The sequence below is a fragment of the Pseudomonas agarici genome, assembly GCF_001543125.1.
Classification (GTDB): domain Bacteria; phylum Pseudomonadota; class Gammaproteobacteria; order Pseudomonadales; family Pseudomonadaceae; genus Aquipseudomonas; species Aquipseudomonas agarici.
This window is the reverse complement of record NZ_CP014135.1, coordinates 1,692,911-1,706,514: the sequence shown is the minus strand read 5'-3', so window position 1 is coordinate 1,706,514 and position 13,604 is coordinate 1,692,911. Positions and strand designations below refer to the sequence as shown.

Here is a 13,604-nt window from a genome sequence, read left to right as displayed (position 1 = left end):
CACTAGTAGTTGACCTGATAACCGCGACTGCTCAAGCAGTTGCCCTGGGCCTGGCGATAGGCCTGCACCACCGCCGGATCCGGTGCGTAAGTGACATTGGCCGGGTTGAAATGGCTTTGCTGTACCGCCCAGCGATAACAGTCCTCACCGTCCTGCTGTACCTGTTGCGGGCTCTGGCCGTTGGCCGGATACGCCACCACGTCATAGCCATTGCCTGACGGTGCGGGGGCCACTTGTGGCGCGGCGGTGGGTGGATCGACGACCACATAATCCTGAGTGTCTTCCTGATAAAGGTAATAGGCTCCGGCGGCGAGGAAAAACAACGAACTGCCGACCCAGACTTCCCGTGCATAATCGGGCAGGTAGCTGACGCGAATCCCACGCGGCGGCGCGACCACTACATAGCGCGGCCCCTGCGGGCGGTACCAGTAGCCCCCGGAGAAGAAGTAGTCCTGGCCCCGATAAGGCACACGCCAGTTGCGCTCGGGAAAGCGCTCGATCACATAACCCGGACGATATTGCGGCCCCGGTCCCCAGCCACTGCCATGGCCAGACGGGCGCCCGGCCCAGCGATGGTCATTGGGGTGGTCAAAGCCTCCAACGGGGCGCCCGTTGTTTCCGCTCGCCTGCCAATTGGGGTTATGCCCATCGCGCCGGTGAATGTCCGAGTAGTTGCCGCGCTGCGGTTCTTGGGTCTGGCGCACGCTGTCGGGCCGACTCTGAATCGGCAAGTTGTTCGGTGCCGGGCGACTCTGTGGGCTCGGCTCATGCTGCGGCGAACGCCCTTGCCATTGGCCACCGGGGTTTTGCTCGTGGCGCTCGAAATGCGGATTGTTCTGCGCACGCCCCTCGTTAGCATCGGAGCGCCCTTCAGGGCCTCGCTGGCCGCCATCGGGATGTGAGTGTTGCGGATTATCGTCACCCCGGTCTCCAGCCAGCGCCTGCGCACCGACACTCATACAGAGCAAGCCAACACCTGCCCAACGCCAGATGTGCGATTTCATGCGGTTCCTCACTGCGGTTCAGGGCATACCTATAAGACGGGAAAAACGGACGCCGGTTCTGCAACACTTTATCAGTCGCGCGACTTATTTTACGCACTAAAAAAGGGAGGCCCGTCGGCCTCCCTTTGGAGAATTTCGTCCGTGCTCGGCGCTTTTGATGCCGGCTCACCTCACGCCGTCTTCTGGACAGTGTGCAGCCCGGGGGGCCGGGGCAACCCTGTGGGATTGTCGGCCGCGGCGCACCTGGTTCGGCGGGCCGCTGTGGACGCTATGTCCGGGCAGTGATTTTGTTGCAGTGATTCTGGTGATAAGCATAGGCCCGACGTGGTGACAGAGGATTGCTAATATTGCTCAATTAAACATGCCTTGCGCAATAATTACCTTAAGATAGATAATTAAGCGCAATAGTTATGAGAAAGGCCTGAGTAATGAGCAAACTCGATCGATACGACCTGAGCATTCTGGCGCAATTGCAGCGCGATGCCCGCCTTTCTAACCAGGAACTGGCCGAGCGCATTGGTCTGTCACCATCGCCGTGCTCGCGGCGGGTCAAGCAATTGGAAGACGACGGTTACATCTCGCGCCAGGTCGCCTTGCTCGACCGCAAGATGCTCGGCCTGAACCTGACTGCCTATGTACTGATCGGCATGGACCGCCACACGCCGGAACGTTTCGAGAACTTCGAGGCGGCGATCCGCACCCTGCCCCAAGTCCTGGAATGCAGCCTGGTGACGGGGATGGACGCCGACTATCAGTTGAAAGTCGCGGTGCCAGACATGGACCACTACCAGAAGCTGCTGCTGGGGCACCTGACCCGCATCGAGGGCGTGACCAGCGTGCGCTCCAGCTTTGTGCTGAACCAGGTGCTCAATAGCACTGAACTGCCCTTGACCCACCTGCGTAGCTGAGACACTGGGCCTGAGTCAAACCGACGCAGGTCCATGCTCGCCGCCCCCCTCTGGCGTATACTCGGCAGGCTTTTTTCCCCGCCGGTGCTGGAGAGATTCGATGGATCCTGCCGTTTTCGAAGAGTGGATGATGACCGGCCTGGTCAGTATCCTGATCATTTTCATGGGCTTCATCGTTTGGGACTTGGCGAAAAAATCCAAGGCCGGGCGTTTCGGCACCTTTATCCTGTTCTTCGTGCTGGGTCTGGGTATCGCCGCATTTGTGATCAAGAGTGTGGTGATCGGTCTGATCGAGTCCGGCTCTCTATAAGCGCGCGGGAACTTCCTTCCACTGGCCCTGATCGAGCCCTTCGAGCGTCCAGTCGCCAATACGCACCCGCACCAGGCGCAGGGTCGGCAAACCGACCGCTGCCGTCATCCGCCGCACCTGACGGTTGCGACCTTCGCGAATGATCAGTTCCAGCCAATGGGTGGGAATGCTCTGGCGAAAGCGCACGGGCGGGTGGCGCGGCCACAGTTCTGGAGCTTCCAGTGCCCGGACCTGGGCCGGCAGGGTCATGCCATCGTTCAACTCGACGCCCTTGCACAGGCGCTCGATCTGCTCCGCCGTCGGCACGCCTTCGACCTGCACCCAGTAGGTTTTTGCCAGCTTGTGCTTGGGATCGGCAATTCGCGCCTGGAGCTGGCCATCATTGGTCAGCAACAGCAGCCCTTCGCTGTCGCGGTCCAGGCGACCAGCCGGGTACACGCCCGCGATGTCGATAAAATCCTTGAGCGTCGCACGCCCTTGGCCGTCGCTGAACTGAGTCAACACATCGAACGGCTTGTTGAATAGGATCAGCTTAGGCTCGACAGGCGGAGCCTTGGCGATCCGACGCGGTGCAACGGGACTTTTCGCGGTCGAACGGGGTGCGACGGGACGGGGTGGTCGGGACATGGCAACGAAGGCATCTGCAGATCAGGAACCGCCATGCTAGGGCGTACCAGCCATTATTTCCAGATACCCGCCAACCATGTGCTCGCGCCCCCGCCGGAGCGAGGGAACGAGGGAACGAACCGCAGGCTTAACGGAACGGCGGCTCATCAAAGCTGCGCAGTTTGCGCGAATGCAGCGAATGCAGCTCGGTACGCAGCAGGTCCACCGCCGCGATACCGATCTTCAAATGCTGGCTGACGGCACGTTCATAGAACGCGTTCGCCGAGCCCGGCAGCTTGATTTCGCTGTGCAGCGGTTTGTCGGAGACACAGAGCAACGTGCCATACGGCACGCGCAGGCGATAACCCTGGGCGGCGATGGTGCCGCTTTCCATATCCACGGCCACGGCACGGGACAGGTTGATCAGCGGACGCTCCTGGGCCCAACGCAACTCCCAGTTGCGGTCGTCGTAGGTCAATACCGTGCCGGTGCGCAGGCGCTTCTTCAGGTCGTCGCCTTTTTCCCCGGTGACGTTGGCCGCCGCCTCTTGCAGGGCCATCTGCACTTCGGCCAACGCCGGGATCGGGATATTGGGCGGCACCACCCGGTCGAGAATTCCGTCGCGACGCATATAAGCGTGGGCCAGCACATAGTCACCGATGGTCTGTGATTGGCGCAGGCCGCCACAATGGCCGATCATCAACCAGCAATGGGGGCGCAACACCGCCAGGTGGTCAGTGATGTTCTTGGCGTTGGACGGGCCGACGCCGATATTCACCAAGGTCACACCATGACCATCGTCGGCCTGCAGGTGATAGGCCGGCATTTGGTAGCGGTGCCACACCACCGCCGCAGCGACCGCCTGGGCCTCGGCATAGTCCATGTTCTGGTCGATGATCACGTTGCCCGGCAGAACCATGCGCACGAAGCGCGGGTCGTCGCGCAGTTGTTCCAGACCATGGAGGATGAACTGGTCGACATAGCGGTGGTAGTTGGTCAGCAGAATCCATGGCTGCACATGGCGCCAGTCGCTGCCGGTGTAATGCACCAGACGGCGTAACGAGAAGTCGACACGGGCAGCATCGAACAGCGCCAGGGGCAACGGCGAGGTATTTTCCCAGTCCTGCAGGCCATCGGCGATGCCGTCGGTGGCGGCGGACAGGTCGGTACTGGGGAATACTCGCGCCAGGGCGGCGGCAGTCACGCCAGAGCCGGCCAGTTCATCGCCTTGCTCGACGACATAAGGGTAAGGAATGTTCTGTTGGCTGACGCCGACTTCCACCGTCACGGTGAAATCGCGCATCAACGGCACCAGTTGTTCCAGCAGGTATTTGCGAAACGCCGCCGGGTGGGTGACGGTGACGCTGTAGGTGCCCGGCAACTGGACCTTGGCGTAGGCGCGAGTGGTCGCCGGGACTTCGCCCTGGTAGGTGTAGGTCAGGCGCAGTTCGGGGTAGCGAAACTGCGCGCGTTGTTCGGCACTGGGCTCGATGCGGTCCTTGAGATAACGCTTGAGCGCCTGGCTCAGGGCCGTGGTAGCACGCTCATGGAGTTGCGCCAGGCGGTCTACCGCCTGTTCGGGAGATTGCACGACAATAAAAGCTTCGGTCACGGAGAGCATCCTGTCTTCTGATGTTGCAGACCTTCATCTTGCCTGCAACATCGTCGGACGGAAACAGCGGGTTGTCGTTCACTGCCACAATGTCCGTGTGCTCTCTGCTCAGAAACCCTGCGGCGTCGAGCGGGCGACGATGGCCTCGACATCCACTCCCCGCGGCAAGGTGCCGTAAACCCGGCCACCCGCGCCCAGACGACTGGCGATAAAACCATCGCTGACCGGCGCATTCCCCGCCTCCAGCAATAGCTTGGCCTGCAGCGCCAGGGCAATGTCCTCGGTCAACTGGCGGGCACGGTACTGAATGTCGTGGGTATCGGTAAACGCCAGCTTCAGGTGCTCGATATGCCGGGCCAACCGCTTGTCGCCGTGACCGTCGCCCAGCTCGCTAAACAACACCTCCAGCACGCCCGGCTCTTTCGATAGCGAACGCAGCACATCCAGACACTGCACATTGCCCGAACCTTCCCAGGTCGAATTGACCGGAGCTTCGCGATACAGGCGCGGGAGGATGCTGTCTTCCACATACCCGGCCCCGCCCATGCACTCGGCCGCTTCGTTGATCATTGCCGGCGCCCGCTTGCAGATCCAATATTTACCCACCGCAGTGACCAGCCGGGCGAACTTGCTTTCATGCTCGCTCCCCAGCCGATCAAGCGCCCGCCCCATGCGCAGGCTCAAGGCCAGTGCCGCTTCGCTCTCCAGCGCCAGATCCGCCAGCACGTTGTGCATCAACGGCTGTTCACTCAACACTCGCCCGCCCACCAAGCGATGAGCGCAGTGATGACTGGCTTGGGTCAGCGCCTGGCGCATCAAGGCGCTGGAACCGACCATGCAGTCGAAACGGGTCATTGCCACCATCTCGATAATGGTCGGCACGCCTCGCCCCTCCTCGCCGACCATCCACGCCAGGGCGCCGCGAAACTCCACTTCGCTCGACGCATTGGAGCAGTTGCCCAGTTTGTTTTTCAGGCGCTGGATATAGAACTGGTTGCGGCTGTCGTCGGGACGGTGGCGAGGCAGCAGGAAGCAGGTCAAGCCCTTGTCGGTCTGGGCCAGGGTCAGGAACGCGTCACACATCGGCGCCGAGCAGAACCATTTGTGGCCCACCAGTTCATAGGCTTGGCCTGGGCCGCCAGCCCCCACCGGATACGCTCGCGTGGTGTTGGCCCGGACATCGGTGCCGCCCTGTTTCTCGGTCATCGCCATGCCAATGGTGGCGCCGTTCTTGTGGGTGATACCGATATTGCGCGGATCGTATTCGCTGGAGAGGATGCGTGGCAGCCACTGTTCGGCAATATCCGGCTGCAACTTCAGCGCCGGCACGCAGGCGAAGGTCATGGTCAGCGGACAACCGGTACCGGCCTCGGCCTGGCTGTGCAAGTAGGTCATGGCGGCACGGGCAACATGGGCGCCGTCCTGGGGATCGGTCCAGGGCAATGACGGCAGGCCATGCTCAATCGCGGTACGCATCAACTCGTGGTAGGCCGGGTGAAAATCCACCAGGTCCTGGCGATGGCCATAACGATCGTGGCTGACAAACACCGGTTTATTCTGATTGGCCAGGAAACCCGCTGCCATCAGGGGGCCACCGGCCAGCGCTCCGTAGTGATCGATGTGTGCCCGCGCCCAGCCGGCACCGAAGCGTTCCGACCATTCCTGCAGCGGCAGGTCGATACGGTAGAGATTGGTCCCATCGAGCGACGGCGGCTGGTTGGTGACTTCGTGGGTTTCGGCGTATTGATGGAAGTTCATGCTGTCGGGCGCCTCTGGGAAGTTGCCAGGAAGTCCAGTGAATCACGCACGCGACGAGGAAAGAAGTGACATTTTTGCCTAAATATCGGCGCTTTCACCCTCCACCTGATTCAACAGGCGACGCGCCAGCAGGCTTTGCAACTCTTCGAAACGTATTGGCTTGTGCAGGTAGTCGCTAATCCCGGCAACCAGGCAGCGTTCGCGCTCCCCGCCATTGAGCAAATGGTTCAGGGCCAATATCAACAGCGGCGCACAGCCGGACAGGCTGCACAACTGGCCGCACAAAATCGTCCCGTCCGACTGATCGGCGGAACAATCGAGCAGCAAGGCATCCACCGCTTCGCCCCGTAGGATATCGATTGCCGCCCGCGGGTTATCGGTCGTCAGCACGCGATAGCCGAGCTTGAGCAGCATCCCGCGAACCACCAACTGGCTGACAGCGTTGCCGTCCACCAGCAACACCGTGCATTCTCGTGGGCGACGCGGTGTCGAGCAAGCGGCTCGGTTAACGCGGGGGCTCAACACTTCCAGAGCGACCTCGATCTGGAACCGGCTACCCTCTCCCGGTGCGGATTGATGGGTCAGGCGCCCGCCTAGCAACCCAATCAACTGTCGGCAGATTGCCAGGCCGATGCCCAGGCCACCGTACTCGCGAGTCGTCGACCCATCGAGCTGGAAGAAACGCTGGTACAGCGTGGCCTCGTCCAGATCGGTAAAGCCGATGCCGCTGTCGATCACGGCGAAGGACAGGGTCAATTGCGCTGGCTGCGCCGAATGACCGATCACCCGCAGCACGAGCCCACCTTCATGGGTGAATTTGATGGCGTTGTCCAGCAGGCACTCCAGGCAACGGGCAATTTTCGTCGCGTCGCCATGCAGGCTATCAGGCAGCTCGTCGTCCACCTCGACGGTAAAGTGCAGGCCTTTTTTTTGCACATTGGCGGCAAACTGCTCCCGCAGTTCCTCAAGCAACTCGCGCAGGCTGAACGTCTGCGGGTAGACCTTGAGACGCCCGGCCTGTAACTCGGTCAGGGTGAGGATACCGTTGACCATGCGCATCATGTCTCGCGCGGAGCCCGCGGCGGTCTGCTGGTATTGCTCCAGCTCCGGGTCCAGCTCCACGGTCTGCATCAGTTCCAGCGAGCCGATAATGCCATTCATCGGCGTGCGCAGTTCGTGGGTGACAGTGGCCAGGAATTCATCCTTCAGGCGATTGCTGTTGGCCAGCTCCTGGTTCAGCACCTCCAGTTTTTGTCCGGAGCCCAGCAACGTCTGGGCCTGTTGCTCGCGCATCGCATTGATCCGGTCGGCCAACGCCATGGACAGCAGACCGACCTCCAGGGCCGAGCCGATCTGGCTGGCGTACATCGTCAGGAACACGTTCGGCAAGTAACCGAGCACCATCAGCGTATTGACCAATCCACCCAGCAGGAACGCCGACCAGGCGATGATGAAATAGCGCGCCGCCCGCTGGCCGTAACGCCAGGCACTGATCCCAGCGTAAAAAATTGTCACGGTGAAGGCCAGGGCCAGGGCTGTCGCCAGGCGCAATGCCAACGCATAACCGGTCATCAGCGACAAGGCCATGACCAGCGCACCGAACGCCATCAGCAGCAACAGCAGGCGGTCCAGCCAGCGACTGTGGGCCGCCGTATGCAAGAAGCTGCGGGCGAACTGGCAACCGAAGATCCCCGCGCAACCGATCAGGAACGGTGTTGCGGCGTTGGCCCACCAGGGGTTGTTCGGCCAGAAGTACTGCACCGCTGCACCGTTGACCGATAGTTGGTAGAAGCCGAACGAGGCAATATAGAAGATGTAGTACAAATAACTGGTGTCACGCACGCTGAGGTAGATGAACAGGTTGTAGACCAACATCCCCAGCAACACGCCGTAAATCAGCCCGAGGGCGTACAACCGTACCGGCTGCTCTTCCAGGTAAGCCTGGCTCGACCACAAGCTCAGCGGTGCCTGGACCGATCCCTCGGTTTGCAAGCGCAGATAGACGGTTTTGCTTTCACCGGGAGCAAAGTTGAGCTCGAACAGGTAATTGTTCTGCTTGATCGACCGGCTGGCGAAGGGCAGCTCATCACCTGTGCGCTGGGCCAGGCGGTACTCGCCGTCGACGTCCGGCAGATAAAGGTCGATGTGGTCCATCGGCGGATAGGCCATTTCCAGCAACCAGGTGCGCTGCGCGTCGGTTTTTTTTGGTTTGTAGGTCAGGTCGACCTTGAGCCAGAACGCCGATCGCGAGTAGCCCCCGTTGAGGGTGTCCTTGTCATGGCGACGGAACTGGCCGGCCTTGGCAGGTGCGCTGATGTCCGCGATATCGGCCTGGCCGCTCGCGTCTTCGAACACTTGCATGACCCGACCCAGGGGCAGGTTCTGAGTGGACTCATCAAACTCGACCGCGCTCGCCATCAGCGGCAGCCAGCTCAATAACATCATCAGCAGATAACGCATAGGGCCCCAGCATGGCCAGTCTGGTCGCGTCAGGAGCCCCTTTTCCCTTTGAGACGACGTGAAACCGCAAGGCCTGTTATTCGTTTGGACTCACTCTAACATAGCCACTAATGGCCAAAGCGCACCATTGAAAACTTTTATTCAAAGGCTCTAGAACAGGCGCATCAGCGATCAAATGGTTTCGGCGAGTACGGGGATCGGTCGCAACGGACAACGTTTCGGGACTGAAATGCCAGGCTCTGCCGAAGATTCCGAAAAAGCCGTTTGGTGGTAAGCTCGCGCACCATGAATATCTACAGCTCTCGTCCCGTTGTCCTCTGTCTCTCCGGCCATGATCCCAGTGGTGGCGCTGGCCTCCAGGCAGATATCGAGGCCCTGCTCGCCCAGGGTTGCCATGGCGCTGGCGCCGTCACCGCGCTGACCGTGCAAAATACGGTCAATGTCAGCGATTTTCGTGTCCTTGATCGCCAGTGGGTACTGGCCCAGGCCAACGCCGTGCTCGAGGATTCGACGGTGGCGGCGGTCAAGCTGGGGATGCTCGGCTCCCTGGAAATGGTCGACACCGTGGTCGAACTGCTCAAGGCACACCCGCACCTGCCGGTGATCTGCGATCCGGTACTGCGCGCCGGCGGCGGTGGTCGCCTGGGCAAGGACGAGGTCGGTTACGCCATGCGCCAGTACCTGCTGCCACTGGCGACGATCGCCACCCCCAATCTTCCCGAGGCCCGCATCCTGGCCGGACTGCCCGAAGGCAGCGCCGATGAATGCGCGGAAACACTCCTGCCATTCTGCCGACACCTACTGATCACCGGCGGCCACGGCGATGAAGAAGACATCCACAATCGCCTGTACAGCCGTGACGGCACCCGCCAGACCTTCAAATGCCAGCGCCTGCCTGGCAGTTATCACGGCTCCGGCTGCACCCTGGCGAGTGCTCTGGCCGGCCGTCTGGCCCTCGGTGAAAGCCTGGTCAGCGCCGTGCAATCGGCATTGAATTACACATGGCGCACCTTGCGCGACGCCGAACGGTTGGGCCAGGGACAATTTGTGCCACGCCGTCTGCCGCTGGATTTCTGCTCATAACGGCTCATTACGCCAGGGCAGGCAAACCTGTGCTACAAACTCTGTGTTCGTAACGCTTCGAGGCCGAACCGATGAAACTACGTGGCCTGTACGCCATCACCGATAGCCAGTTGCTGGCCGGCAAGCTCCTGTCCTACGTGGAAGCTGCGCTGGAAGGCGGGGTGACGCTGTTGCAATACCGCGACAAAAGCACCAACGAGGCTCACCGCCTGCGTGAAGCCGAGGCGCTACGCCAACTCTGCGAACGCTACCAGACCCGGCTGATCATCAACGATGACGCCGAACTCGCCGCACGCCTCGAGGTGGGCGTACACCTGGGCCAGACCGATGGCCCGTTGACGCCCGCCCGGACCTTGCTCGGCAACAAGGCCATCATCGGCGCCACCTGCCACGCGCAGTTGGAACTGGCCGAACAGGCCGCCCAGGAAGGCGCCAGCTACGTGGCCTTCGGACGCTTTTTCCATTCCAACACCAAGCCCGGAGCCCCGGCGGCAGATATCGCGCTGCTGGAACGGGCTCGCCCGGCGTTGCACCTGCCGATCTGCGTCATCGGCGGCATCACGCTTGACAACGCCGCGCCGTTGGTAGCCCACGGTGCCGACCTGCTGGCGGTGATCCACGGCCTGTTCGGTGCCGAGAACGCCCAGCAAGTAACGCGTCGCGCCCGCGCCTTCAATGCCCTCTTCACTTCATGATTTTTGAGAGCCCGACCATGTCCCGTTCCGAAACACTGTTTGCCAACGCCCAGAAACATATTCCCGGTGGCGTGAATTCGCCCGTTCGCGCATTCAAGAGCGTCGGCGGCACCCCGCTGTTTTTCAAGCATGCCGAAGGGGCCTACGTCACCGACGAAGACGACAAGCGTTATGTCGACTATGTCGGCTCGTGGGGCCCGATGATTCTCGGCCACAGCCATCCGGATGTGCTGGACGCGGTGCGCCGCCAGCTTGAACACGGCTTGTCCTACGGGGCACCGACCGCCATGGAAACCGAGATGGCCGAGCTGGTCTGCTCGATTGTGCCCTCGATGGACATGGTGCGCATGGTCAGCTCCGGCACCGAGGCGACCATGAGCGCGATCCGCCTGGCCCGTGGCTTTACCGGCCGCGACAGCATCATCAAGTTCGAAGGCTGCTACCATGGCCACTCCGACAGCCTGCTGGTCAAGGCCGGCTCAGGCGCCCTGACCCAAGGCGTACCAAGCTCGGCCGGCGTACCGGCAGCCTTCGCCAGACACACCTTGACACTGCCATTCAACGACATCGACGCGGTGGCCAAGATGCTTGGCGAAGTCGGCCAGGACGTGGCCTGCATCATCGTCGAGCCGGTGGCCGGTAACATGAACTGCGTGCCACCGGCTCCGGGATTTCTCGAAGGCCTGCGCAGCCTGTGCGACCAGCATGGCGTGGTATTGATCTTCGACGAAGTGATGACCGGCTTTCGCGTCGCCCTCGGCGGTGCCCAGGCCCATTACGGCGTGACTCCGGACCTGAGCACCTTCGGCAAAATCATCGGCGGCGGCATGCCCGTCGGCTGCTTCGGCGGCAAGCGCGAAATCATGTCGCATATCGCCCCCTTGGGCCCGGTCTACCAGGCTGGCACTCTTTCCGGCAACCCACTGGCCATGGCCGCCGGCCTGACCACCCTGCGCCTGATCAGCCGTCCGGGCTTTCATGCAGAACTGAGTGACTACACCACACGCCTGCTTGACGGCCTGCAACAGCGCGCCGATGCCGCCGCAATCCCGTTCGTCACCACCCAGGCCGGTGGCATGTTCGGCCTGTATTTCAGCGAAGCCGAGGACATCATCACCTTCGACGACGTGATGAGCAGCGACGCGCAGCGCTTCAAGCGCTTTTTCCACCTGATGCTCGATGGCGGTGTCTACCTGGCTCCGAGCGCCTTCGAGGCCGGTTTCACTTCAATCGCCCACGGCGAAGCCGAGCTGAAATTGACCCTGGATGCCGCTGAACGCGCCTTCGCCGCACTGAAATAAACGCCCGATCCGACGCCGCTTGCAGCCGGCGTCGGTTTTCCCACCTAAACTTCCCTGGTTTCTTCTCGTCATCTAACCCATTACTTGCAAAACAAGGCGATATAACCGCCCACGCAGCAGAAAAACGAGTAAAGACTTTGTAAGGTGGCCCCCGCTTATTTCATAATGCGCACCATACACATCCCCTGGCCGGGTACGCCCGCCCTTCAGAGGTACGTCGATTCCCATGAACCGCACCGGCCGCGCCCTTTCACTGGGCTGCCTGTTGCTCCTTCAGCCGCTGCTGGCACATGCAGGCGGTAACTCGTTGTTGATCCCGGCGATGGGGCGCTGCGCCCTTAATACCCAGCCCCAGGATCTCGCCGAGGCCCTGGCAGCCTGTGAACAGGCTGCCCAGGGTGGTGATGCGAAGGCGCAATACGAGTTGGGTGAGTTCTATTACGACGGCAAGAATGCGCCGCGCGACCTTAACAAAGCCCTGAACCTCTTCGAACAGGCCTCGCTGCAAGGCCATGCCCAGGCGCAATTTCAGCTCGGCAGCATGTTCTACAAGGGCGAAGGCGTGCCGGCCAACAATATCCAGGCCTATATCGTGCTGAAGATGGCGGCGGTCAATGGCGCCGAAGACGCCCTGGACACCGCCGATGAAGTCGCCGCGCAGATGCCACGGGACGAGCTGGAAATGGCGACCCAGGTACTGGGACAGATTTTCCGCAAATACTTGCTGGAACTACAGACAGCCGACGGGCGCACGCCGTTCTCACCGCTGCCCTGAATATCCTGGCCGTAACGATCGGTTCGTCGCCATGCCGTGCAGACCACGCCCGCGCCACACCGAGTCTGAACCAAGCCCTGATAGTGGGCACAATCGACAGACCGAGAGAGCGGGCCTGTGCGCGAAGAAGAGGTGCGCCAGGCTTGGTTATTTTTCAGGCATCGGCATCGGAAACGGCATGACGTTGCTCACGCCCCGGGCCTCGCTGATCTTTGGCGTGCCCAGGCGCTCGACCTCATCGATCCGCACGATCGAGTGCATCGGCACGAAGCTGCGCACCACTCCTTCGAACTGGGCCTTGAGTTTTTCCTCGCCCGGATCGACCACCAGTTGCGTGCGCTCGCCAAAAACGAATTCTTCGACTTCCAGAAAGCCCCACAGATCGCTCTGATAGATCTGCTTGGCGTACATTTCGAACACCTGGCCCTGGTTGAGGAAAATCACCTTGTAGATCGGGGCTTCACGTTTGGTCATGGTGGGCGGACAACACATCGGGGATATAAAAGAGGGCGCAGACTATAGCATAGCCACCGGGCACACCGTGGGCGATCATGATGCCAACGGCACACATCGGCGTCGGTGACTTGGATTCGGTCGATTTTGTAAACCTTTCTCCTCAGAAGACCTGCTGAAAATCGCAACAGTGATGCATGGATCATGGTGGTTGGCTATCCCGGGATCTCGAAAACGCAGAACGTGACGATCGTCGGGAACACTGGCTACTGGCCAGTGTGGTGAGTTCTATCAGCCCATTTCGAATGCTCCTGGCCCTGGCATCGAACCGGAGGCAAGAAATCGCCAGGATGTATTTAACCGCGAACCATCTCGCCCTCCGCTCGCCGTTGTCCGGTGCAAGGGACAGTAAAAGGTAGTTGTCGAACGGGCGCAATCAAATAAATGTTGAAGGCAACGCGGTGTTGATCAAGCCGCTTATTTACGGGTCAGTATTTTTCGGAAGTGTCCTACTTACATTCAACAACCAACGTTGTAGGGTCGACTTGGGCTAAGCACATTCTCTCACTGATTATGAGTCAGGATTATAAAAATGCATATGTCGGCGTCCTTGTTGTATACCCACCGAGTCTCTTCTGA

Annotated in this window: 12 protein-coding genes; 6 read left to right on the top strand and 6 right to left on the bottom strand. The window is 60.9% G+C overall.

The features are described 5' to 3' along the window. Positions 1-2: 2 nt before the first annotated feature. Positions 3-1,004: a DUF6515 family protein gene (locus tag AWM79_RS07490; RefSeq protein WP_060782532.1), complete on the bottom strand. Its 1,002-nt coding sequence runs from the start codon at positions 1,002-1,004 to the stop codon at positions 3-5. A 428-nt stretch (positions 1,005-1,432) separates the two neighbouring features. Between AWM79_RS07490 and AWM79_RS07485 the strand changes: the two genes are divergently transcribed. Beyond that, complete coding sequence (locus AWM79_RS07485; RefSeq protein WP_017131444.1) at positions 1,433-1,912, top strand: Lrp/AsnC family transcriptional regulator; 480 nt, start codon at positions 1,433-1,435, stop codon at positions 1,910-1,912. 100 nt (positions 1,913-2,012) lie between these two features. Beyond that, complete coding sequence (locus AWM79_RS07480; protein ID WP_017123375.1) at positions 2,013-2,222, top strand: DUF2788 domain-containing protein; 210 nt, start codon at positions 2,013-2,015, stop codon at positions 2,220-2,222. Here AWM79_RS07480 and AWM79_RS07475 read toward each other — a convergent pair. The 4 genes from AWM79_RS07475 to AWM79_RS07460 form a co-directional block, all read right to left on the bottom strand. After that, positions 2,217-2,783: a pseudouridine synthase gene (locus tag AWM79_RS07475; RefSeq protein ID WP_167375450.1), complete on the bottom strand. Its 567-nt coding sequence runs from the start codon at positions 2,781-2,783 to the stop codon at positions 2,217-2,219. The two genes, AWM79_RS07480 and AWM79_RS07475, sit on opposite strands and share 6 nt — an antisense overlap. 193 nt (positions 2,784-2,976) lie before the next feature. After that, a complete protein-coding gene (amn, locus tag AWM79_RS07470) occupies positions 2,977-4,449 on the bottom strand; it encodes an AMP nucleosidase (RefSeq protein ID WP_167375422.1) in 1,473 nt (490 codons plus the stop codon). 99 nt (positions 4,450-4,548) lie between these two features. After that, positions 4,549-6,198: an acyl-CoA dehydrogenase family protein gene (locus tag AWM79_RS07465; RefSeq protein ID WP_060782530.1), complete on the bottom strand. Its 1,650-nt coding sequence runs from the start codon at positions 6,196-6,198 to the stop codon at positions 4,549-4,551. Positions 6,199-6,276: 78 nt separating this feature from the next. After that, entirely contained in the window at positions 6,277-8,658 is a 2,382-nt protein-coding gene (locus tag AWM79_RS07460) for a hybrid sensor histidine kinase/response regulator (protein ID WP_060782529.1), read from the bottom strand. Positions 8,659-8,943: 285 nt separating this feature from the next. On the opposite strand from AWM79_RS07460, the gene AWM79_RS07455 reads away from it, so the two are divergent. The 4 genes from AWM79_RS07455 to AWM79_RS07440 all read left to right on the top strand — a co-directional run bounded on the left by AWM79_RS07455 (position 8,944) and on the right by AWM79_RS07440 (position 12,512). Then, complete coding sequence (locus AWM79_RS07455) at positions 8,944-9,741, top strand: hydroxymethylpyrimidine/phosphomethylpyrimidine kinase (protein WP_017131439.1); 798 nt, start codon at positions 8,944-8,946, stop codon at positions 9,739-9,741. Positions 9,742-9,812: 71 nt separating this feature from the next. Beyond that, a complete protein-coding gene (thiE, locus tag AWM79_RS07450; RefSeq protein WP_060782528.1) occupies positions 9,813-10,436 on the top strand; it encodes a thiamine phosphate synthase in 624 nt (207 codons plus the stop codon). A 17-nt stretch (positions 10,437-10,453) separates the two neighbouring features. Beyond that, complete coding sequence (hemL, locus tag AWM79_RS07445; RefSeq protein ID WP_060783952.1) at positions 10,454-11,737, top strand: glutamate-1-semialdehyde 2,1-aminomutase; 1,284 nt, start codon at positions 10,454-10,456, stop codon at positions 11,735-11,737. 226 nt (positions 11,738-11,963) lie between these two features. After that, a complete protein-coding gene (locus tag AWM79_RS07440; protein ID WP_017131436.1) occupies positions 11,964-12,512 on the top strand; it encodes a tetratricopeptide repeat protein in 549 nt (182 codons plus the stop codon). 147 nt (positions 12,513-12,659) lie between these two features. Here the strand turns inward: AWM79_RS07440 and AWM79_RS07435 are convergent, their stop codons facing one another. After that, positions 12,660-12,986, bottom strand: coding sequence for a DUF1820 family protein (locus AWM79_RS07435; protein WP_003236992.1), 327 nt, complete (start codon positions 12,984-12,986; stop codon positions 12,660-12,662). Between the last annotated feature and the right edge of the window lie 618 nt (positions 12,987-13,604).